This window comes from Jiella soli, from assembly GCF_020615385.1.
In the GTDB taxonomy this organism is placed as follows: Bacteria; Pseudomonadota; Alphaproteobacteria; order Rhizobiales; family Rhizobiaceae; genus VKMB-3413.
This window is the reverse complement of record NZ_JAJAVB010000032.1, coordinates 237,050-258,805: the sequence shown is the minus strand read 5'-3', so window position 1 is coordinate 258,805 and position 21,756 is coordinate 237,050. Positions and strand designations below refer to the sequence as shown.

Sequence of the window (21,756 nt, the reverse complement as noted above, 5' to 3'; positions counted from 1 at the left end):
CCGCATCCTCGCCTGGCTGAAGCTTTTTGTCGCCTTCCTCCAGATCGCGATCATCAGCCTGTTCGGAACCCATGAAACCGCCGTCGCCGCTTAGCGAGCCTTCTTCACGGACGAGGAACCAATCAGGGAGAACCCGCCGATTTGTACGCTATTGCCCGATAACACCGCACGGCATTTCAAAGGGTCTTCCGGTATCAAGAGCTATCGTTCTCAATCGCCTCAGCACTGCAGGAGATTGAGAATGCCGAAGATCGAAACTCCCCAAATCAGGCGAACAATCCGGCGGCAACAGTTGCGCGAGATGGTGCCGATGGCTGACAGCACGATTTATGAAACGGAACAACGTGGCGAGTTCCCCCGTCGGTTCGCGCTTTCGCCACGGTGTATTGTTTGGGACCTCGCCGAGGTCGAGGCCTGGCTGATGGCACGGCGGGCTGCCCCGATCCGTCGAGCACAGCACCCTGACGTCACCAAGCGCAAAACCCGACCTGTCAAAGGGCGGGATCAAGCTCCATCACAGGCATAGCTGGCGGCAGAAGCGTAGGTGCATGCTTCCGGCCGTCGATCCAGGCGTCCACGGTATCTGCCCACTGCTGCATCATATGCCGGCGCTGCACCTCATACTCGGCCTTGTCGTAAACGCCGCGCGATGAACGCCCGTCCTCGTGCGCCAGGCACTTTTCGATCCAGTCGCTGTTAAAGCCCAGCTCATTTAGCAGAGTCGAGCTCGTCCGCCGCAGATCATGGACCGTGAAAGGCTCCAGCGGCAGCCCCTCCTTCTTGGCCTGTTCGACGACGGCATAGGTGACCCGATTGAAGGTCGCGCGCGACATCGGCGCGTCTGCGTCGTACCGGGACGGTAACAGGTATCGGGAGTTGCCGGAGCAGGTCTTGAGCGCAATCATGATGTCCAACGTCTGCCGGCACAGGTAGACGTTGTGCGGCTTTGATCGCTTCATGCGCTCCTTCGGGATTGTCCAGACAGCGTTGTCGAAATCGATCTCGTCCCACACCGCATCCTGCAACTCACTTTTCCGAACCATGGTGAGGAGATAAAGCTTCATGCCGAGGCGGATCGTCGGCAACGTCGCAACATGCTCGAGTTGCCTGAACATGATGCGGATCTCGGTGGGTGAAAGCGCGCGGTCCTTTGGCGTAAAGGTGGCGATCGAGGCCGGGCCGACGTCATCGGCCGGGTTGGGGACCTTCTCACCGTGGAGAATGGCGAAGCCGTAGATTTGCTTCAGGATATCCCTCACGTGGATAGCGGTCGCTGGTGCTCCCCGTTCGACGATCTTGCCGCAGTGAGCGCGCAGATCATCGGGAGTGATCTCTGTCAGGAGACGATTCCGCCAGACGGGCATGAGTTCGCGCTCAAAGATGGAGCGGCGCATCGCGCGGGTGCTATCAGCCATGGTCGCGTTGGTCAGCCATTTCTCGCCGAACTGGCCGAAGCTCTTTGCTTCCTTGATCCGGCGCTTCTCCCGCTGCTTCTCGATGGCGGGGGACCGCCCTTCGGCAATCGCCCGGCGCGCATCGATGCATAGCTCTCGAGCCCTGGCGAGCGATATTCCGTCGCGGGCATACCTACCGAGATAGACGGTCTCCCGCCTGCCGTTCAGCCGATAGTCGAGCCTGAACGAGATGGCGCCCGACGGTGCGACGCGCACATACATGCCGTCACGATCAGATACCTTGTACATTTTCGCTTTTGGTTCAGACACTTAAGCTCTGCATCGGTCAACATTTCGGGTCTCCTCGCGGAAAAGTAACGTCACGCGGTTTTTGGAGGCCGTTGGCACGCAAAACGCTTATATTTCAGCGTATTATATCAAAAAAAGTACCGTCATGAGCCTCATTGCTCTTGACGGTACTTTCGTTTTTCCGGTTGATCAATGGGGGCGAGGCCCGTCAGCGAGGCCGCCGAACGCCATCTATGCCCACCGATAGATGTCGATAGGCATAGGAAGAATTTATTTTTGTTTTCAGTGCGTTAAGTCGTATCGCAGCGTAAAATCGGCCGCGTTCGGATGGGTCTGAATCATTCCCACTCGATCGTGCCCGGGGGCTTGCTCGTTACGTCGTAGACGACGCGGTTGATGCCCTTGACCTCGTTGATGATCCGCGTCGCCGTCGTGCCGAGGAATTCCATGTCGAAGGGATAGAAATCCGCCGTCATGCCGTCGACAGAGGTGACGGCGCGCAGCGCGCAGACGAATTCGTAGGTTCGCCCGTCGCCCATCACGCCGACCGTCTGGACCGGCAGAAGCACCGCGAAGGCCTGCCAGATCGCGTCGTAGAGCCCGGCCCTGCGGATCTCCTCCAGATAGATCGCGTCGGCTTCTCGCAGGATGCGGAGCTTGTCGCGGGTGACGCCGCCCGGGCAGCGTATGGCGAGCCCTGGCCCCGGGAAGGGCTGGCGCCCGACGAATCGGTCCGGAAGTCCGAGCTCGCGGCCAAGCTCGCGGACCTCGTCCTTGAACAGCTCGCGCAGCGGCTCCACGAGCTTCATGTTCATGCGCTCGGGCAGCCCGCCGACATTGTGATGCGACTTGATCGTGACCGAGGGGCCGCCGGAAAAGGAAACGCTCTCGATCACGTCCGGATAGAGCGTGCCTTGGGCGAGGAAATCGGCGCCGCCGATCTTCTTGGCTTCGGCCTCGAAGGTCTCGATGAACAGGCGGCCGATCGTCTTGCGCTTGACCTCCGGATCGCTCTCGCCCTCCAACGCGTCGATGAACGTATCCTGCGCCTGAACGTGGACGAGCGGGATGTTGTAGTGGTCGCGGAACATGCCGACGACCTCCTCCGCCTCGTTCATCCTCAGGAGGCCGTGGTCGACGAAGATGCAGGTCAGCTGGTCGCCGATCGCCTCGTGGATCAGAACGGCTGCGACCGAGGAATCGACGCCACCGGACAGGCCGCAGATCACCTTGCCGTCTCCGACCTTCTTCCGGATCTCGGCGATCGCCTGTTCGCGGAAGGCGGCCATTGTCCAGTCGCCGGTCAGTCCGGCCACGCGGTGCACGAAATTCGCGATCAGCTTGGCGCCGTCGGTGGTGTGAACCACCTCCGGATGGAACATCAGCCCGTACATGCGCCGCGCCTCGTCCCCGAAGACGGCGTAAGGGGCGCCCGGGGAACGGGCGAAGATCTCAAAGCCCGGCGGCATGTCGATCACGCGGTCGCCATGGCTCATCCAGACCTGGTGGCGCGTCCCCTCCGGCCAGAGACCGTCGAACAGGGCGCAGCTCTTCTCGATATCGAGAAAGGCGCGGCCGTATTCGCGGTGGGTCGAGGGCTCGGCGCGGCCGCCGAGCTGCACGCACATCGTCATCTGGCCGTAGCAGATGCCGAGGACGGGGATGCCCGCGTCGAACACCGCCTGCGGCGCCCGCGGCGCGCCGATGTCGCCGGTCGAGGCCGGCGAGCCGGAAAGGATCACGGCTTTCGGCTTCAGCCGGGCAAAGGCGTTCTCGGCGAGCTGGAACGGGACGATCTCGGAATAGACCCCGGCTTCGCGCACGCGCCGTGCGATCAGCTGGGTGACCTGGGATCCGAAGTCGATGATGAGGACGGTGTCAGGATGCGCTGTCATGGCGGACTGATAGTGAAATTCCACCCCTGAGGAAACAGGTTTTTGCGCTGCGGCGCCATCACTCCCTCAGACGGCGAGAAGGCCGGATTCCAGCGCGACTTCCAGCCGGTCCACGGCATCGGCCAGCTTGGCGTCGAGAACATGGAGAAGCGTCGTCCAGTCGTCGTAGTGGTGAAGGTCTGCCGCCCCGTCGGAAATGCCGCGCAGGCCGATCAGCGGCAGTTGGAATCTCTGGCAGGCCCTGAGAACGGCGAAGGTCTCCATGTCCACCATGTCGGCGTCGATGACCCGGTATTTGAGTCCAGTGACGATATCGGAACCTGTCGACAGTCGCGCGGCGGCGATGCTCGGGATCGGGGTCGGCAGCTCCGTTTCGACCGGATGGTCGATGAAGGGGGTGACGCCCTTGGTGAAGCCCAGGGGGGATGCGTCGATGTCGCGCCAGGAAACCGAGCCGACCTGATAGATTTCCCCCTGCTCAAGGACGCGCGATCCGGCCGAGCCGAGGGAGACGACAAGATCCGGCCGATGGCCCGCAAGCTCCAGCGCGTGGAGGGCTATCCCCGTGCCGAGCGCCGCCTCGATCGGTCCGACGCCGGTCATCAGCGGGCGGATCCGTGCCGTCAGTTCCGGCCCGTATTCGGCTTCGGCGGCCATGACGAACAGGACCTTCCAGCCGGCCAGCGTCTTGAGGGAACAGTCGAGTTTGGACAGGTCGAGATCACTCATGAGGAAACCTTGGGCGAAGCCGGTGCCGGCGAGCGTGCTTCCTGGCTCATGGCTCAGTTCAGCCACCAGATCGCGCCGTTGAGGAGCGAGGCATAGGCGACCCAGGCGAGATAGGGCACGAACAGGAGAGCCGAGACCCTCTCGTGCCGCCAGGATGCCGCCATGAAGGCGATGATCGCAGCGAGAAGCGCAAGGATCACGACAAGACCGCCGGCCAGAAGATGTGCGGCGAAGAAGATCGGAGGCCAGGCAAAGTTGAGCGTAAGCTGCCGCCACCAGAGCCGCTGCAGGCGGGTCTCGCTCACGCGCCAGACCCGCCAGCCCGCGATCCCGATCAGGATGTAGAGCGTTCCCCAGACCGGCGCGAAGACCCAGTCGGGCGGATTGAAGACAGGTTTCGCCAGCCCCTGGAACCAGCTGCCGGTATCGACGACGAGGCCGAGCAGCGCCCCTCCGCCAACGGTGACGAGGAGAAAGAACGGCAGGGCGAGGCGCCGGGTCATCGCCGTTCCAGCATCGCGAAGAAGAAGCCGTCTGTTCCCGACAGAAGCGGTGTCAGCGCGATGGCCTGACCGCCGCCTTCGAGCGGCACGAGGCGGCGCCGGCCTGCTTCTTCCTGTGGGACGAGCGCCTGCCATCTCGCTTCGGCGTCGCGGACCCCAAATCCGCTGCCCCCTTCCCGCCCGAGAAAGGCGGCGATGCGCGCTGCATTCTCCTCGGTGAGGACCGAGCAGGTGATGTAGGCGAGGCGTCCGCCGGGCTTGACGAAGCGCCGGGCCTCATCGAGCACCGCATCCTGCTCTTCCACGCGCCTTGCGAGCGCCGCCTCCGACAGCCGCCACTTGGCGTCTGGGCGCCTGCGCCAGGTGCCGGTGCCGGTGCAGGGCGCATCCACCAGAACCAGGTCCATCCGGCCCTGCAGATCGGACAGGTCGTCACGGGGATCGTGAACCTGCACATTGCGGGCCCCTGCCCGCTTCAGCCGCTCGTGGATCGGCGCGAGGCGCTGGCGATCGGAATCGGTCGCATGGATCTGGCCGGTGTTCTCCATCGCCGCCGAAAGCGCCAGGGTCTTGCCGCCGGCGCCGGCGCACAGATCGAGCACCTGCTCGCCCGGCCGCGCGCCCGCCAACAGGGCCGCGATCTGCGAACCCTCGTCCTGGATCTCGAACCAGCCCTTCTGGAAACCCGCCTCGACCTGCACGTTCGGATGCCGCCCGTCGCGCGCGATCGGCGCGATCCGGACACCGGTCGGAGAGAGCGCGGTCGCCTCCGCCTTGAAGGGCGCGAGCGCCTTCAGCGCCTTGGCGCGATCGGCCGCGAGCGTGTTTACCCGAAGATCGAGCGGCGGGCGATCGGACAGTGCCGCGGCCTCGGCAATCCAGTCTTCACCGAAGGCGTACGCCAAAGACTCGGCGAGCCAGTCAGGAACGTCGGCGCGCACGGCGTCCGGCGCCACAGCGAGATCGCGCGTTCGCCAGGCGGCGAAGGCGTCCGCAGACGGCAGGTCCGGCGCGAAACGGTCGCCCTCGAGCGCTCGTGCCAGATCGTCCGGTTCCATGGCGAAGCCATCCAGCACAGCCGCAACCGCAAGCGCTCGCGCGCCATCATCCTCTATGCGGAAGGCGAATGAGCGCTTCCGGCGCAGCGCGTCGTAGACGATGTTGCCGATCGCCGCCCGATCCCCCGACCCGGCGAAGCGATGCGAGAGGCCCCAGTCTTTCAGTGCATCGGCGACCGGGCGCCGACGCGTCTCGATGTCGGAGAGGATGTCGATCGCTGCCGAGAGGCGGCCGCCGAGTCGCATGAAATGTTCCTATCGTGTCTCACGAAGCCGCGCCCGCGCTGCGACGTTCCGAGTGCGCAGTTTCCGATCGGCCTCGTTTCGAGGCCTGCGACGCTGCGGTCAAGTCTCGTCGCGTTCGATCCGCGTGACGGACGTCGATCCGGGTGCCGAACAGTGCGTGTCGCCTCCGGCAAGGTCGCGTTCAGGCAGGGCGTCAGCGAGGCCAATAGCCCGAGGACCTCGAGGCCTGAATTCTCCATGGCGGATTGCCGCCATCGGAATCAGGAAGGGCCGGGATCGCTCCCGGCCCTCCCGCGTCCGCCGAACCAAGCGGCGGCGGACGGCCCCAACATTGAGGAAGGCCTACTCGGCCGCGGCGCTGTGGCTGGTCGACAGGCTTGCCTCGGCGTCGTCACGGCTCTGCTCGGCAATCGCCTTGCGAACGCCCGCACCGTAATCCGGATGAACCTTGTCGAAATGCCCAAGCTGCCGGTCGACGATGAACTGCGGAACGCCCTGCATCGCGCCGGCGATGTTGTGGAACAGGCGCTGCTTCTGGCCGTCGTCGAAGAGCTCGAACAGGGCGCGCGGCTGCGAGTAATGGTCTGCCGTGCCGCGGTAGTCGTGGCGGCCGACCTGGCCGGCGTACCGGTGCGGCGGCTCCTGGACTGAGGGATCCTCGACCGGGCCGTTGAACGAGTTCGGCTCGTAATAGGCATCCGGGTTGGTTGCCAGGCCGAGGGTCATCTCGCCGCCCATGTGGTAGTGGTTCACCGGGCTCTTCGGCTTGTTGACCTTCAGCGCGTCATAATGCGTGCCGATGCGGTAGCGATGCGCGTCCGGATAGGAGAACAGGCGGCCCTGCAGCATCTTGTCCGGCGAGAAGCCGATGCCCGGCACGACGTTGGACGGGTTGAAGGCCGACTGCTCCACCTCGGCGAAGTAGTTGTCAGGGTTGCGGTTCAGCTCCATCTCGCCGACCTTGATCAGCGGGTACATCGAGTGCGGCCAGACCTTGGTGAGGTCGAAGGCGGACCAGCCGGTCTTCTGCTCGAACTGTTCCTCTTCACCCTCTGGCATCACCTGGATGAACATGGTCCACTTCGGGTAGCGGCCGTCCTCGATCATGCCGTAGAGGGCTTCCTGATAGCTCTCGCGCGACTTCGCGATCACCTTCTCGGCCTCTTCGTTCACGAAGTGGGCGTGGCCCTGCTGAGTCTTGAAGTGGAACTTCACCCAGAAGCGCTCGCCATTGTCGTTCCAGAGCGAGAAGGTGTGCGAGCCGTAGCCGTTCATCCGGCTGGGGTCGGTCGGGATGCCGCGATCGGACATCAGGATCGTCACCTGGTGAAGCGATTCCGGGCAGAGCGACCAGAAGTCCCACATCGCCGTCGCCGAACGCAGATTGGTGCGCGGATGGCGCTTCTGCGTGTGGATGAAGTCGGGGAACTTGTAGGGGTCGGCGACGAAGAACACCGGCGTGTTGTTGCCGACGATGTCCCAGTTGCCTTCCTCGGTGTAGAACTTCAGCGAGAAGCCGCGCACGTCACGCTCGGCGTCGGCCGCGCCCTGCTCGCCGGCAACGGTCGAGAAGCGGGCGAACATGTCGGTCTTCGAGCCGGGCTTGAACACCTTGGCGCGGCTGTACTTGGTGACGTCCTCGGTGACCGTCAGCGTGCCGTAGGCGCCCCAACCCTTGGCGTGGACGACGCGCTCGGGCACGCGCTCGCGGTTCTGATGCGCCAGCTTCTCGATGAGCTGGTAGTCTTCCAGGAGAACCGGACCGTTCGGGCCCACCGTCTTGGAGTTCTGGTTGCTCGACAGCGGCGCGCCGCTCGTCGTCGTCAATCTCGGGCGATCAGCCATCATGGCCTCCCTTCGCGTTTGGAATCTTTCCAGGCCGCATAATACGGATCGGGCCGATAATCGCCAATCGTATTTCCAAGGGCTCGCGATCGGATTATCCTATCGCGATGATCACCCTCCGACAGCTCCGCTATTTCCAGGCCCTCAGCGAGACTCTTCATTTCGGCCGGGCGGCCAAACGGCTCAACATCAGCCAGCCCGCCTTGTCGGCGCAGATCGCGCAGATGGAAGAGTTTTTCGGCGGCCCCCTGTTCCAGCGCGCGGCGAGCGGGATCACACCGACAGGAGACGGCATTCTGATCGGCGAGCGGGTCAGGCGTATTCTCGCAGAGGTGGCCGACCTCGAAAGCCTCGCCAGTGCGGGAGACGGCGTCCTCAGCCGGAAACTGCGGCTCGGCATCATTGCCTCGGTCGCTCCCTATCTCCTGCCGCGCTTCCTCGCCACGCTCGGCCGCGAGCGCCCGGAGCTCGAATGCGAAATCCGCGAGAGTCTCACCGACCGCCTTGTAGAGGATGTGACCGGCGGCGAGATCGACTGCGCGGTCGTCGCACTTCCCGTCGAGCGGGCCGGCCTGGAAACGATCGTGCTCTTCGACGACCGCTTCTTTCTTGCCCTGCCGGAGGCCGATGCCGGCCGGCTGCGCACCCCGGTGCCGCTCGCGGCGCTGCGACAGGAGCGGCTGATTCTCCTGGAGGAAGGCCACTGCCTGCGGGCGCAGGCCATGGAGATCTGCCGGATCGCCGATCCGAGCGAGCTCGCCGCCCTCGGCGCCACCTCGCTCAACACAATCTTGCGCATGGTGGCGGGCGGGCTCGGCGCGACACTCATCCCGCAGATGGCGGTGGCCGACGAGACGCGCGGCGGCGGCATCGCCATCCTGCCGTTCGAGCAGCCGGCGCCGCACCGCACGATCGCCCTCGCCTTTCGCCAGTCGAGCGTGCGGCGGCGGGATTTCGAGGCGCTGGCGGACCTGTTGCGTCGCGTCCTCGCCGAACCCCAACCCGGCTCGTTCGAGACGCGGGAGCCGGCGGATCCCTCGCCCCGCACCTGAACGACCGACAGGCGGACGTTCGACGAGGGACGGACGACGAGAAGCGGCCCTGTCGCGATCAGGCGGGAGCGCCGACGACGGCTCCGACGTTGAAGACGTGCCAGGCCAGGAGAAGCCACAGGACGCCGACGCAGAGATATCCGATGCCGAAGGCGGCTCCTCGAAGCGGCACGATGTTGGGTCCGAGATGGATCGCCGCATGGACCAGCCGCGATAAAGCGAACACCCAGGCCAGGACGACGACGAACCAGGTCGCGCCGTTCGTCACGTAGAGCGACAGGCAGACGGCGAAGAACAAGACCGGTAGTTCGTACTGATTGGCGAGATTGCGGCCCGCGATATATCCCGGCCCGGCCTGATCGAGGCCGTTTGCCGCACGCGCGAAGGCGGCGTTGTCGCCGCCGGACCCGCGCTGCCGGCGCATCATCAGGACGGGGTAGACGGCGAGCGTCAGCCCCGCCTGCACGATCATCGGCCAGAAGATCGCGATGTTGCCGGTCATCGCGGCGGCCTCACAGGCCAAATCCTCCTGGGTAGTTCGGGCTTTCGCGGGTGATCGTCACGTCATGCGCGTGGCTCTCGCGCAGACCCGCATTCGAAATCCGGACGAATTCGGCCCGCTTGCGGAACTCCTGCAGGTTGGCCGCACCGACATAGCCCATCGCCGCGCGAAGCCCGCCGGCGAGCTGGTGCAGCACCGCTCCGACCTGGCCCTTATAGGCGACCTGGCCCTCGATCCCTTCGGGGACGAGCTTCAGCGAATCGCGCACCTCGGCCTGGAAGTAGCGGTCGGCAGACCCCCGCGCCATCGCTCCGACGGACCCCATGCCGCGATAGGCTTTGTAGGAGCGCCCCTGGTAGAGGTAGACCTCGCCCGGGCTTTCGTCCGTGCCGGCCAGAAGCGAGCCGATCATCGCGGCCGCAGCACCGGCGGCGAGCGCCTTGGCGACATCGCCGGAAAACTTGATGCCGCCATCGGCGATCACCGGAATGCCTTGACGGTCCGCCGCCTCGGCAGCGCCCATGATCGCCGAGAGCTGCGGCATGCCGACGCCGGCGACGATCCGGGTCGTGCAGATCGAGCCGGGCCCGATGCCCACCTTGATGCCATCGGCGCCGGCATCGATCAGCGCCTTGGTTCCGTCCGGGGTCGCGACGTTGCCGGCGATGACCTGCACCTGGTTCGACAGGCGCTTCACCCGTTCGACGGCGTCGAGAACCTTCTGCGAATGGCCGTGCGCCGTATCGATGACGAGGAGGTCGATCCCCGCGTCGATCAGCCGCTCGGCCCGCTCGAAGCCGTCGTCGCCGACGCTGGTGGCGGCCCCGACGAGCAGCTGACCCTGGGCGTCCTTGGCGGCCAAGGGATTGAGCTGGGACTTCTCGATGTCCTTGACAGTGATCAGGCCGATACAGTGCCCGCTGTCGTCGACGACGAGCAGCTTCTCGATGCGGTGCTGGTGGAGTAGCCGCTTGGCTTCCTCCTGGTCGACCGTCTCGCGCACGGTCACCAGATCGCGCTTGGTCATCAGCTCGTGGATGTGCTGGCTATCGTCGGTGGCAAAGCGCACGTCGCGATTGGTGAGGATGCCGACCAGCCGCCCCTTCACCTGGCCGCCCGCACCGGCGTTCTCGACCACCGGGATGCCCGAGATGTTGTGCCGCTTCATCAGCGCCCGGGCATCCCCGAGCGTCGCCTCCGGTCCGATGGTGACCGGATTGACCACCATGCCGCTTTCGAACTTCTTGACCTGACGGACCTCCTCGGCCTGCTGGGCAGGAGTAAGGTTGCGGTGGATCACGCCGATCCCGCCGGCCTGCGCCATCGCGATGGCGAGTCGCGCCTCGGTGACCGTGTCCATCGCCGCGGAGAGAATCGGGAGGTTGAGCTTCAGCGTCTTGGTGATCGCGGTCCGCACGTCGACCTGGCCCGGCAACACTTCCGAGTGACCCGGCTGAAGCAGAACGTCGTCGAAGGTGAGAGCCATGCCGCCAGTGGCGGTTTCAATGATGCGGGCCATGCCAGTCCTTCCGGAAGATGCAGTCCCCGGCGCCGTTGCCGCGCCGCAAAAGGATGGCAAGGGCTGCTAGCACGCCCGGGTGACATTGGAAAGATGAGGATGCGGACGCACCGTCCGCCGGTGGTGGACACGGAGACGCCCGGCCGCTAGAGAGCCCGCCAAGGTTGCAAATCTTCACGGGCTTTGCAATGAGAGGTTACCACTCCGGCAGGCGCTCGATCTTCCTCGCGATTCTTCTTGCCGCAGCCACGGCAAACGAAGGCCTCGCCGCGAGCTGCAAGAGCTATTCGAACTGCCGCGAGGCAGTGATCGCATGGTGTGCAGGCCGCCATCCTCGGGCCGACGGCGACAATGACGGCATACCGTGCGAGAACGTCTGCGGCTCGCGCGCCGAGATCGTCGCGATCATGCAGGAGATCGGCTGTTCGCGGTGATGCGTCAGCAAGGCCGGCGGGAAAGTTTGCCCCGGTCTTCCGATCCGCGCCGACCGTTCCCGGGACCTACATCTCGCCCGAGACGGCCAGCTGATAGGTTTCCGGGAGGAAGCGATAGCCGCCGCCCTCCAATCGTTCAGCATAGCCGATTGCCGGAAAGGGCATATGGTAGCCGATGAAGGGGATTCGGTCCGAAGCGATCCGGTCGAAGACGCGCTTGCGGGTTTGCGCGGCCATCGCGTTATCCTGATCAAAGGCGACGTTCCATTCCGGCTTCTGCAGCGAGGCGACGAAATGGTTGGCGGTGTCGCCGGTCATCCACAACCGCTGTCCGCCGGACGTCACCTCGAAGATCATGTGGCCGGGCGTGTGGCCGAACGCCTCCATTGCCGTCATGCCGGTGGCCGCGGTGTCTCCATCCGCGAGAAGGGTCATCTTGTCTTTCAGCGGGACGACGAGCTGTTCCACCAGTTTCGCGTTGCCGGCTCGCTCGCCGGCCTTCGCTTCCTCGGAAGTCCACCACTCCCATTCCTTCTGGCCGGCGACATAGCGAGCATTCGGGAAGGTCGGCTGCCCCACCGTCATCAGGCCCTGGATATGGTCACCGTGGAAATGCGTGAGCGCCACGATGGTCACGTCGTCGGGCCCGTAGCCGGCGGCTGCCATGCGCTCGACGAGCCGCCCTCGCCCGTCTGCGCGGCCGTTTTCTCCAAAGCCGGTGTCAACCAGAATTAGATTGTCATCGAGCTCGATCAGCGTCGGCGTGAACCCATTCACATACCGCATTTCCGGCAGGAAATTCGCCCGCATCAGCTCGGCCATCCGCTCCTGGCTCTGGTCGGCGCCGAAGGTCGGATAAGGACCGTCTCCGGCCCGTTCGCCGTCGAGGATCATCGTGATGCGTGCGTCGCCCAGCGTGACCCTGTGCCATCCCGGCTGCATCGCCTGAGCCCGCTCGATGGCGGCCTCCGCGTCAAGACTGCGCTCCGTGCCGGCCGCTTTCGCGGCGGGAGTGAAGAGGCTCGAGCCAGCCGCCGCGACACTGCCGGCAAGGCCGAGTTTCAAGGTGTTGCGGCGGGTCAGGCCACTTATGGCGTTACGAAGCGTTTCGGTCATGACGATCCCTCGTCTCCTTTGTCGGAAGGCGAGCGGCCAGGCGCGGCCGCAGGTGACGTGCGGCAGTTGGACGGGCTTGGCGCCGCGGCAAGCGTCCGACACGGCAAGTTGACCCCATTGCTTGCGACAGGTCTCGCATTCTTGCATTGACAGCCTAATTCGCATCCCGCATCGCCGGTCCTAAGCTCCCCTTACCGTGCGGATTCGTTCAAGGTCGCTTCATCCCGTGAAACGCATCGTTCCGATCGTGCTCGCCGTGGCCCTGTTCATGGAGAACATGGACTCGACCGTTATCGCCACGTCCTTGCCGGCGATCGCCCGCGACATCGGGACGAGCCCCATCGCGCTCAAGCTCGCCCTGACCAGCTATTACGTCTCGCTGGCGATCTTCATCCCGATCTCCGGACGGATCGCCGACCGCTGGGGCGCGAAATTCGTCTTCCGCCTCGCCATCGCGGTGTTCATCGCCGGATCGCTCGCCTGTTCGATTGCAAGTTCCCTGGAGGGCTTCGTCGCCGCCCGCTTCCTGCAGGGAATGGGCGGGGCGATGATGACGCCGGTCGGGCGCCTGCTTCTCGTGCGCTCGGCGCCGAAGGCCGAACTGGTCAACGCGATGGCCTGGTTCTCGATTCCCGCCCTCATCGGCCCGCTTGTCGGACCGCCGGTCGGCGGGTTCATCACCACCTATGCCGACTGGCGCTGGATCTTCCTGATCAACCTGCCGATCGGAATCGTCGGCATACTGCTCGCCACTCGCTTTCTGCCGAGCGTGGCGAAGGTCGAGGGCATCCGATTCGACATCCCGGGTTTCCTCCTGTCCGGCTTTGCCTGCGCGGGCCTCGTGTTCGGCTTCTCTGTGGTCTCGCTGCCGGCGCTGCCGCCGATCATCGGCGTGATCATGGCTATATCGGGCTTCGCAGCCTCCCTCGTCTTCATCCGCCATGCCCGCCGCACCGAAGAGCCGGTGCTGCGGCTCTCCATGCTGTCGATCCCGACACTGAGGGCAGCGCTCATCGGCGGCATCTTCTTTCGGGTCGGCTCCGGGGCAGTGCCCTTCCTTCTGCCTTTGATGCTGCAGCTCGGCTTCGGGTACACGCCGTTCCAGTCGGGCCTCATCACCTGCGTCTCCATCGGCGGGGCGATCGCGATGAAGTTCCTGGCAAAACCCCTCCTCCACCGCTTCGGCTTCCGGGCCACCATGGTCGGCGCCGCCATATTCGGCGGCATTCTCACCATGGCCATCGGCTTCGCGCGTCCCGACACGCCGGTGCCGCTGGTGCTCGCCATGCTCCTCGTCGGCGGCTTCTTCCGGTCGATGTTCTTCACCTCGATCAACGCCCTCGCCTTTGCCGACGTGCCGAACAAGCGGGCCGGCGACGCGACGGCCATGCTCGCCGCGGTTCAACAGGTGTCGGTGGCGATGGGCGTCGCGCTGGCCGGTGCGGTGCTCGAAGTGGCGATGACGCTGGGCGGGCGCGCGGATGTCGGTGTCGCCGATTTCTCGGTCGCCTTCTTCGTCGTCGGCGCGGTCATGACCACGGCGACATTCGTCTTCCTGCGGCTTCAGGCCGATGCCGGCGATGAGGTCGCGGGCCGGCGGGTCCCGGCCGAATGATACCGGCGGGCGAGGATGCTGACGCATCCGCCCGCTGCATGCATCCTGATTTTCGACGCCAAGTCAAAGGATTGACGAAAATCGGGATCCGGAACCAGGAGTCATTTCCAATGCCTCCTGGCATGAGGCAAGACAGGCTCCTCAGCCGAGCGGCCCGGGCTCCTCGCCCTCGGTTTCACCGTCCGCATCGGCGCGGCTGCCGCGAAAGCTCTTCGCCAGGAGATAGAGCTCCACCGATCCGTCGCGCGAGGCCGGCGGCTTGACGTGGTGGACGCTGGTGAAGTTCTTCTTCAGGAGCGTGAGAAGGTCGTTTTCCGTCCCGCCCTGGAAGGTCTTGCAGAGGAAGTGGCCGCCGGGCTTCAGCGTCTTCACCGCGAAATCCGCCGCGACCTCGCAGAGATGCATGGTCCTGAGGTGGTCCGTGCGGCGGTGGCCGGTCGTGGGCGCGGCCATGTCCGACAGGACGATGTCCGGGGTGCCGCCCAGCGTCTCGATCAGCCGTTCGGGCGCGCCCTCGTCGAGGAAATCCATCTCCAGGATCGTCGAGCCGGCGACCGGTTCGACCGCCAGATAGTCGATGCCGACGACGCGGATGTCGTCCTGCGACGAGCCGGTGCGCTCGACCGCCACCTGGCACCAGCCGCCGGGCGCCGCGCCGAGGTCGACGATTCGCTGGCCCGGCTTCAGGAGCTTATAGCGGTCGTCGATCTCGGTCAGCTTGTAGGCTGCGCGGGACCTATAGCCGTCGGCCTTCGCCCGGCGCACATAGGGGTCGTTCAGCTGGCGCTCGAGCCAGCGCCGCGACGACGCCTTGATGCCACGCTTCTTCTTCACCCGGACGGTCAGGCCCCGGTCGTCCCCGCGTCCACCACTCATCGCGTATCACGTCCATCAGGGCCGTTGCGGCGCCAGGCTCCGTCGGCCACCATCATCTCGGTCAAAAGTCCTTCCCGAAGGCCGCGATCGGCGACCCGCAGCGTCGGCGCGGGCCAGACAAGCCGGATCGCCTGCAGGATCGCGCAGCCGGCGAGCACGAGGTCGGCCCGGTCGCTGCCGATGCAGGGATTGGCGACGCGCTCCTCGAAACTCCACCCGGCGATCTTGGCGACGAGATCGTCGGCCTCGCGGTCGGTGAGCCACAGGCCGTCGACCTGGCGGCGATCGTAGCGCTCGAGCTCGAGATGGACGCCGGCAAGCGTGGTGACCGTGCCGGACGTGCCGAGAAGATGGAACCGGTCGCTTCCCACGAGCGCGCCCAGCCGGTCGCGGCCGGGAAAGCGCTCGATCATCTCAACGGTCTCCGCCACCATCGTGGCGAAGATCTGGGGCGTCACCTCGCGGCCGCCGTGCCGTTCGGCGAGCGTCACCACGCCGACCGGAAGCGAGGTCCAGGCCACGATCCGGCTCGCCAGCCTGCGGGTGCGGGGCCCGCGCAGATCGAGCAGCGCGATCTCCGAGGATCCGCCGCCGATATCGAACAGCACAGCCCCTTTCGCATCCTTGTCGATCAGCGAACCGCAGCCCGAAACGGCCAGGCGCGCTTCGGTCTCGCGGTTGACGATTTCGAGGTTGAGGCCGGTCGCCTCGCTCACCTCTTCGATGAATTCCGCTCCGTTGGCAGCCGAGCGGCAGGCCTCGGTGGCGATCAGTCGGGCCTGGGTGACGTCACGGGCCGAAAGCTTCTGGGCGCAGATCGCCAATGCCGCGATCGCCCGGTCCATCGCCCCTCGAGACAGGCTCCCGGTGCGCCCCAGCCCCTCACCGAGACGGACGATCCGTGAAAACGCGTCGATCACGCGAAACTGCCCCGGCCGGGTCGGGATCGCGATCAGGAGCCGGCAGTTGTTGGTGCCGAGATCCAGCGCCGCATAGACCGGCGGGCGGTCGGGCGCGGTGGTGCCGGATGCCGCGCTGCTCCTCGACATGTCAGAGCCGCGCCGCTCCGGCGTCGCCGCAGCGGAGATGGCGGCGACCGGCTGCACCGAGCGTTGTGCCCGATCCTTGCCGTCCCCGGCACGCTTGGCCTTGCGCGTCCCACGCGGGCTTGCCAGTGCGGCCGACGGCTTCGCCGGATCGGCACTGCCTCGCGTCGCCTGGCCGGCGCCGTGGCCCGTCTCTGCATCCTTCGGCGTTCCGGAGCGCCGGCGCCGCCGTCGGCGCTGCCGCTTTGTCAGATGCTGAGCCTGATCGGCCGATTCGGCCTGTGACGACCGGTTCCCGCTTCCCGCTCCCTGTTCCGCGGCTCCCGTCCCGGCTCCCGGGCCCGACGGCCCGTTCGGGCGCATGTTCGCTGCCTTCGTGTCTTCCTGCCGCGGCCATGGGCGAGTCCGCGGCTTGGCCTGGGCCTCACGGGTCAGATGCGACGGCGGCCGGGTTCTCCCATCGATGTCATAGTCACTCACACGATCTCTCCGGCGCCGTCGGCAGCAACCTGCGCGGCACCACTCGTTGCTCTTTGAACGCGAGTGTAACAGTCCGCATAAGGAGCACAAGGCCGCCCTGCCGCGGCCATTCCCCGACAAGCCCGCCGCGCCTTCGAGGAGCCCGGGCGGCACGACGGGCGGCGGCGCCCTGCCGTTGAGCCGCCTTCCGCGAGAGGCGAGTCTCGCGCGGGCCGACCACTAGCGACGCCCACGCCACCCGCCCGCAGCATCCGCCCGGCCGAAAAAATCCTCCTGGAAGGGTTCACACGTCCGACATCTGCCGCTATATGAAGCCCCGTCCGGCCAAGAGCGCACGTCGCCCGGCCCGGCACTGGGGAATAGGTTAACGGTAGACCCACGGACTCTGACTCCGTTAGTCCTGGTTCGAATCCAGGTTCCCCAGCCAACCCGTCTACGATCATTGATTTTGCTGGCTGATTCCCTCCCGCTGGGAATCCTTTCGCTGCCAATGCCCGGTTTGATGCACCAAACTGAGGCACAGGGCTGAGGCACAAGCCTCTGCCCTCGCGAAGGCGCACACAGGCAATGGCTGTAAGGCATCGAATTTCCAACCTCGTTCGGCGAGGCAACGTCTACTATTGGCGGCCGAGACTGCCGACCGGTATGCGCGGCAGCGGCCGCAAGAAACACCTTTCTCTCAGCCTGCGAATCACCGACAATGCCCGTGCCAAGTGGTTGGCCTTGCAGTTGAATGCGCGGTTGGAAGGCCTTCGGTCCAGGGTGATGCAGGAAGCGTGGAACCTCGAACAGTTCACCGTGATCTTTCGAGATGAAATCTCGCGCGCATCAACGGAACTTGAAGCCTTCGCGGTTGCTGGCCGGTGCCTCGGATCACCGCGAGAAGATCACCGCGTTGCAGATCGGGACGTCGGCTGGGCCTATCGACTCGTCTCGGCGTGCTCGCGGACCGGCTCCCCTTCGTGATCAAGACATTCCGGCAGGAACAGCGATATCGCCGGTCTTCGCTCTTCGACCGCCAGCTGCAGGATCGCCTTCGAGACGCCGATCCCGATGAAGGCCCTACGGCCAGAGCAGCCATCTCTCTTCCCTTGGCTTCCAGGAATTCCGCCTCGCCTGGGCTCGGCGCGTCACCGATGCGATCGCGGCGGCCAGTCATCGCCATCCGCGGGCCTGTCGCCGCAGACGATCCGGAAGCATCTCGGAAATCTCGGCGGATTTCCGAACCACGTAAAAGCAGAAGGCGCCAAGCCACCAGCGTGGATCGAGGTCAGCTCGGCCACCCCGAGGCGGCCGCAACGCCCATCCTTGCTCCAACATCCGGCCTACCTCATCTCGCGCCAATCTCACGCAGCGGTAGCGACCCTCCTTGCGCCGCGCCAGAAGACTTGCCTCTTCCATCTTCGTGAGATCGCCCAAGGTGGTCTTTGCCGTCTCCCCGCTTCCAGCGCCAGTTCCCCAGCCGTCAGGGCCGCCCGTCCATCAGCACCGGCGGCATGCCCGCACGCGCGGGATCGCCGACAAGGGCGGCGACCGGAGCAATGTCTGTCCACTGCGCGTGACGGTTCTCCCTCGGGGTCACGTCCTTTCTAGCACGATGCAGAGCGTTGATACTTCGATCCGGGCCGAAGCATCGACCTTCTACGGACGGTTACAGAAGGCGCATTCACAGATTGGAGATCCCATGACGATCACCTGCTGCATCCGCTATCAAATCGATCCGTTCCAGCGCGACACGTTCACCGGATACGCACGGAACTGGCTGACCATCATCCCGACCTGTGGGGGCGACCTTCACGGTTACTGGCTGCCCCTCGAGGGGACGAACGACATCGCGATCGCGATGATCTCGTTCCCGTCGCTTGCGGAATACGAAGCTTGCCGTGAGCGGCTTCGGGCGGAGGACGGCGGCGCGGGCAAGTTCCGCATGGCACAGGAGAAGCGGTTCATCCTCTCCGAAGAGCGCACCTTCCTCGAGCCTGTGACATTGGATGACTGCGTGTCATGATCGCCGTCATCTTCGAGGTTGAGTCTGCAGATGGTCGACGTGACGATTATCTCGCCATCGCCGCCAATCTGCGGCCGTTGCTGGACGACATAGACGGGTTCGTCTCCATCGAGCGTTTCCAGTCCTTGGCCGATCCGGATCGGATCCTTTCGTTGTCGTTCTGGCAGGACGAGGCCGCCATCCTCGCGTGGCGAAGACTTGAAAAACACCGGGCGGCGCAGAGCGCTGGCAGGGAGGAGGTCTTCCGCGATTATCGTCTTCGGGTGGCCAAGGTGGAACGCGATTACGGCATGACGGCACGCGACCAGGCCCCACCGGACTCGCGAGCGCACCACGATCGCGCGGCCGAGGATGCGGTATGACTGGCGCCATCTTTCCGCCGCTGCTCACGGCGTGGGCAGCCTTGGCTGCGGCCGCGATCCCGCCGGGACTAAAATGGTGGCCGGGGGCTCGGCTCCTGACCGGGCGTGCAGTCTACACTGGTCATGGACGAGGAGATCATCGCCGCCCGCCTCCAAGCTTCCCGCACTTGGTCGAGCCGTTTCCCGAGACTTGCTAGCAGGACAGCCCCTGATTTACGACACGGCGTCGCATCCGGGCGGCGACTTCCCGGCCTGGGGCGACTGGCTGGAACAAGCCTGGCCCGCAGGGCTCCCCACGGAGCCAGGGATGAATACCAACTCCGCCGCCGCCGTGGTCTCGGACGCGATGAGTGGCCGCGGCCTCGCCGTCGTCCGCAAGCGTCTCGAATAAGAGGCACTGGTTCCTCGCCGGACCCCGTACCGAAATCTCTCGCGCCATCGCCTCGCTGCGCGGGCCTTGCTCGACGGCCGATGCTGCCCAAATGCCGCCCGCTCCCCGTCCCGGTTTCCGCCCTGGTTTCCGCTGCCTCGCGGCTGTGGTCCCGGTTCGTCTGCGGGGACGTTTCACGGGCCGCGGCCGTCTCCCGTGCCGAAGCGGTGGCCGGGGCGGAAGGTCAGCCGGACGGTGGTCACCGGCCCGAGATCGTTCCAGGTCGTCCGGTGCATGACGAGCAGGGCCTGGCCGGCCTGCGTCTGCAGGAGCCGGGCGTCGCGCCGGTCGGCGTTCTCAGCCGAAAAGGTCAGCTCGGCGCGCAGAAAGGGGACGTTGCGCACCAGCCACTCATTGGCGTTCATCTGCCAGATATCGACGGCCTCCAGTCCCGGCGCCGCGCGAGGGTTGATCCAGCGGTCCTCGACCTGGAACGGCCGGCCGTCGCCATAGTGGATCGCCCGCATATGGACCAGGATCTCGCCTTCCGGCAGGCCGAGTCGTACGGCGATCTCCGCCGGCACGGGGCTGCGGCGCTGCGCCACGACGCGGTAGCTGTAGGCCATGCCCGCCTGCTCGACCTGCTCGCGCACCACCGAGATCGTGACGGTCGCCTTGCGGATCGGGTCGATCGCGACGCGCGTGCCGCGCCGGCGCCGACGGTCCAGCAGGCCTTCGTCGGCGAGAAGCTGCAGCGCCTTGTTGACGGTAGCGCGCGCCGCCTCGAACTCGATCGCGAGATCGGCCTCGTCCGGAATGCGGTCGCCCTGCCGCCATTGCCGCTCGACGATGCGCCGGCGTACCTCGTTGGCGATGGTCAGCGCCTTCGAAGACGCCGGGCCGGCGGGCCTCGCGGTCACATCCGCTCCTGCAGCCCGGCGATGCAGGAGAGATAGTCGGCGGTGATCCGCTCATGCTGCTCGTGCCGGCCGCCGCGCACGACATGCCGGCCCGCGGCCCAGACGTCGCGCACGAGACCCTCGCCGCCGGCAAAGACCAGGCTGTCGAGCAGCTCGTCGCCCTTGCGGCCGTGGAGGACCGGGTTGTTCAGGGAGAGGGCGCAGAGATCCGCCCAGCGGCCGGCGGCGATGGCGCCGGTGTCGCGGCCTGCCGCCGTCGCGCCGGCATCGAGGCCGGCCTCGTAGAGCACACGGCCGGTGGAGCGCCCCGGCTCGGCGAGGACCGCGCGGGCGGTTTCGCGCAGGCGCTGGCTGTATTCGAGCGTGCGCAATTCCTCGATCAGCGAGATGCGGATGTTGCTGTCCGAGCCGAAGCCGAGCCGCCCGCCGGCGCCCCGCCAGATCGTGCCGTTGAAGATCCCGTCGCCAAGGCTCGACTCGGTGATCGGGCAAAGGCCGGCGACCGCGCCGGTCGCCGCCAGGCGGCGCGTCTCGTCTTCGCTCATGTGGGTGAGGTGGATCAGCGTCCAGCGGCGGTCCGGGGCGTGGTTGTCGAGGAGCCACTCGACCGGGCGGCGGCCGTAGGCGGCTTCGACTTCCTCGACCTCCGGGATCTGCTCGGCGAGATGCATGTGCAGCGGGCGGTCCGGCCGCAGGGTCTCGCACAGCGCCAGCGCCTCGGGGCTGACGGCGCGCAGCGAATGCGGCGCGACCCCGATCCCGGCATCGGCCGGCAGATGGCGCAGCGCCGCTTCGGCGCCGTCGAGCAGAACCGCGAAGTCGTCCGGCGTCGTTCCGAAGCGCTGCTGGCCGGGCCCCAGCGGCCGCCGGTCGACGCCGCCGAACTGGTAGTGCACCGGCAGGAGGGTCAGGCCGATGCCCGTCCGCGCCGCGGCGGCGGCGATGCGCTCGGAGAGTTCGCCAACGTTGTCGTAGCGCGTTCCCCCCGGCTGATGGTGCAGGTAGTGGAACTCGACATTGGTGGCAAATCCCGCCTCCAGCATCTCCATCTGCACCAGCGCGGCAATCGCCTCGACGTCCGCCGGGGTCAGATGGTCGAGGAATCGGTACATGATCTGGCGCCAGGTCCAGAAGGTGTCGCGCGGCTCGGGCCCACGGGCCTCCGACAGCCCGGCCATGGCCCGCTGGAAGGCGTGCGAATGCAGGTTTGCCATCGCCGGCAGGACCAGATCGTATCGGTCCCCCGACGGCGCCGCGCCGGCCTCGACGCGGGCAATCCGGCCATCCGCGCCGACTTCGATGCCGACAGCCTCTGCCCAGCCGTCCGGCAGCAAGGCCCGTTCCGCCCAGATCGTCGTCATCGTTTTCGCGCTCCCGACATGCGATGCGGAGCCGGTCCGCATCGTCGATATCATAACCGAAAATTATGTTTAGACATAACGAGGCTCTTATGTTTACGCTTATCAGCGGACAGGCC

19 protein-coding genes, 1 tRNA gene and 1 pseudogene are annotated in these 21,756 nt (G+C 66.0%); 8 read left to right on the top strand and 13 right to left on the bottom strand.

The window, feature by feature from the left end:
• The first annotated feature begins 241 nt into the window (after positions 1-241).
• Positions 242-526, top strand: coding sequence for a helix-turn-helix transcriptional regulator (locus tag LH400_RS21400; RefSeq protein ID WP_229155392.1), 285 nt, complete (start codon positions 242-244; stop codon positions 524-526).
• Here the strand turns inward: LH400_RS21400 and LH400_RS21395 are convergent.
• The 6 genes and pseudogenes from LH400_RS21395 to LH400_RS21370 form a co-directional block, all read right to left on the bottom strand.
• Positions 492-1,747: pseudogene (locus LH400_RS21395) on the bottom strand (tyrosine-type recombinase/integrase). The gene LH400_RS21400 and the pseudogene LH400_RS21395 overlap by 35 nt on opposite strands.
• 294 nt (positions 1,748-2,041) lie before the next feature.
• Entirely contained in the window at positions 2,042-3,598 is a 1,557-nt protein-coding gene (guaA, locus tag LH400_RS21390) for a glutamine-hydrolyzing GMP synthase (protein ID WP_229155390.1), read from the bottom strand.
• Between the two features lie 66 nt (positions 3,599-3,664).
• Positions 3,665-4,327, bottom strand: a complete 663-nt coding sequence (locus tag LH400_RS21385) for a 5'-methylthioadenosine/S-adenosylhomocysteine nucleosidase (RefSeq protein ID WP_229155388.1) — start codon at positions 4,325-4,327, stop codon at positions 3,665-3,667.
• A gap of 53 nt (positions 4,328-4,380) precedes the next feature.
• Positions 4,381-4,830 (bottom strand): TspO/MBR family protein, encoded by a 450-nt coding sequence (locus LH400_RS21380; protein WP_229155386.1) that lies wholly within the window; start codon positions 4,828-4,830, stop codon positions 4,381-4,383.
• Entirely contained in the window at positions 4,827-6,134 is a 1,308-nt protein-coding gene (locus LH400_RS21375) for an RsmB/NOP family class I SAM-dependent RNA methyltransferase (RefSeq protein WP_229155384.1), read from the bottom strand. Before LH400_RS21375 ends, LH400_RS21380 begins: the two co-directional genes overlap by 4 nt.
• A 342-nt stretch (positions 6,135-6,476) precedes the next feature.
• Positions 6,477-7,979, bottom strand: a complete 1,503-nt coding sequence (locus LH400_RS21370) for a catalase (RefSeq protein WP_229155382.1) — start codon at positions 7,977-7,979, stop codon at positions 6,477-6,479.
• A gap of 107 nt (positions 7,980-8,086) precedes the next feature.
• Between LH400_RS21370 and LH400_RS21365 the strand changes: the two genes are divergently transcribed.
• Positions 8,087-9,031 (top strand): hydrogen peroxide-inducible genes activator, encoded by a 945-nt coding sequence (locus LH400_RS21365; RefSeq protein WP_229155380.1) that lies wholly within the window; start codon positions 8,087-8,089, stop codon positions 9,029-9,031.
• A gap of 58 nt (positions 9,032-9,089) precedes the next feature.
• On the opposite strand, the gene LH400_RS21360 is transcribed toward LH400_RS21365, so the two are convergent.
• On the bottom strand, positions 9,090-9,533 hold the full coding sequence (locus tag LH400_RS21360) for an MAPEG family protein (RefSeq protein ID WP_229155378.1): 444 nt from the start codon (positions 9,531-9,533) through the stop codon (positions 9,090-9,092).
• A 10-nt stretch (positions 9,534-9,543) separates the two neighbouring features.
• Complete coding sequence (gene guaB, locus LH400_RS21355; RefSeq protein ID WP_229155376.1) at positions 9,544-11,052, bottom strand: IMP dehydrogenase; 1,509 nt, start codon at positions 11,050-11,052, stop codon at positions 9,544-9,546.
• 188 nt (positions 11,053-11,240) lie between these two features.
• Here guaB and LH400_RS21350 point away from each other — a divergent pair, with 188 nt between their 5' ends.
• Positions 11,241-11,486 (top strand): hypothetical protein, encoded by a 246-nt coding sequence (locus LH400_RS21350; protein ID WP_229155374.1) that lies wholly within the window; start codon positions 11,241-11,243, stop codon positions 11,484-11,486.
• A gap of 66 nt (positions 11,487-11,552) precedes the next feature.
• On the opposite strand, the gene LH400_RS21345 is transcribed toward LH400_RS21350, so the two are convergent.
• Positions 11,553-12,308 (bottom strand): MBL fold metallo-hydrolase, encoded by a 756-nt coding sequence (locus tag LH400_RS21345; RefSeq protein WP_229155372.1) that lies wholly within the window; start codon positions 12,306-12,308, stop codon positions 11,553-11,555.
• Between the two features lie 520 nt (positions 12,309-12,828).
• On the opposite strand from LH400_RS21345, the gene LH400_RS21340 reads away from it, so the two are divergent.
• On the top strand, positions 12,829-14,217 hold the full coding sequence (locus LH400_RS21340) for an MFS transporter (RefSeq protein WP_229155370.1): 1,389 nt from the start codon (positions 12,829-12,831) through the stop codon (positions 14,215-14,217).
• A gap of 141 nt (positions 14,218-14,358) precedes the next feature.
• On the opposite strand, the gene LH400_RS21335 is transcribed toward LH400_RS21340, so the two are convergent.
• Entirely contained in the window at positions 14,359-15,093 is a 735-nt protein-coding gene (locus LH400_RS21335) for an RlmE family RNA methyltransferase (protein WP_229155368.1), read from the bottom strand.
• A complete protein-coding gene (locus LH400_RS21330; protein WP_370638448.1) occupies positions 15,090-16,142 on the bottom strand; it encodes a Ppx/GppA phosphatase family protein in 1,053 nt (350 codons plus the stop codon). The genes LH400_RS21335 and LH400_RS21330 overlap by 4 nt, the downstream gene beginning before the upstream one ends.
• Before the next feature lie 830 nt (positions 16,143-16,972).
• On the opposite strand from LH400_RS21330, the gene LH400_RS21325 reads away from it, so the two are divergent.
• From LH400_RS21325 to LH400_RS21310, 4 genes are all read left to right on the top strand, one after another.
• Positions 16,973-17,046, top strand: a tRNA-Gln gene (locus LH400_RS21325).
• Between the two features lie 140 nt (positions 17,047-17,186).
• On the top strand, positions 17,187-17,585 hold the full coding sequence (locus LH400_RS21320) for a DUF6538 domain-containing protein (RefSeq protein ID WP_370638447.1): 399 nt from the start codon (positions 17,187-17,189) through the stop codon (positions 17,583-17,585).
• 718 nt (positions 17,586-18,303) lie between these two features.
• Entirely contained in the window at positions 18,304-18,627 is a 324-nt protein-coding gene (locus LH400_RS21315; protein WP_229155363.1) for an NIPSNAP family protein, read from the top strand.
• Complete coding sequence (locus tag LH400_RS21310) at positions 18,624-18,989, top strand: antibiotic biosynthesis monooxygenase family protein (RefSeq protein ID WP_229155361.1); 366 nt, start codon at positions 18,624-18,626, stop codon at positions 18,987-18,989. The genes LH400_RS21315 and LH400_RS21310 overlap by 4 nt, the downstream gene beginning before the upstream one ends.
• 564 nt (positions 18,990-19,553) lie before the next feature.
• Here LH400_RS21310 and hutC read toward each other — a convergent pair.
• Positions 19,554-20,279, bottom strand: a complete 726-nt coding sequence (hutC, locus tag LH400_RS21305) for a histidine utilization transcriptional repressor HutC (RefSeq protein ID WP_229155359.1) — start codon at positions 20,277-20,279, stop codon at positions 19,554-19,556.
• Complete coding sequence (locus LH400_RS21300; protein WP_229155357.1) at positions 20,276-21,640, bottom strand: formimidoylglutamate deiminase; 1,365 nt, start codon at positions 21,638-21,640, stop codon at positions 20,276-20,278. Before LH400_RS21300 ends, hutC begins: the two co-directional genes overlap by 4 nt.
• Positions 21,641-21,756 lie beyond the last annotated feature (116 nt).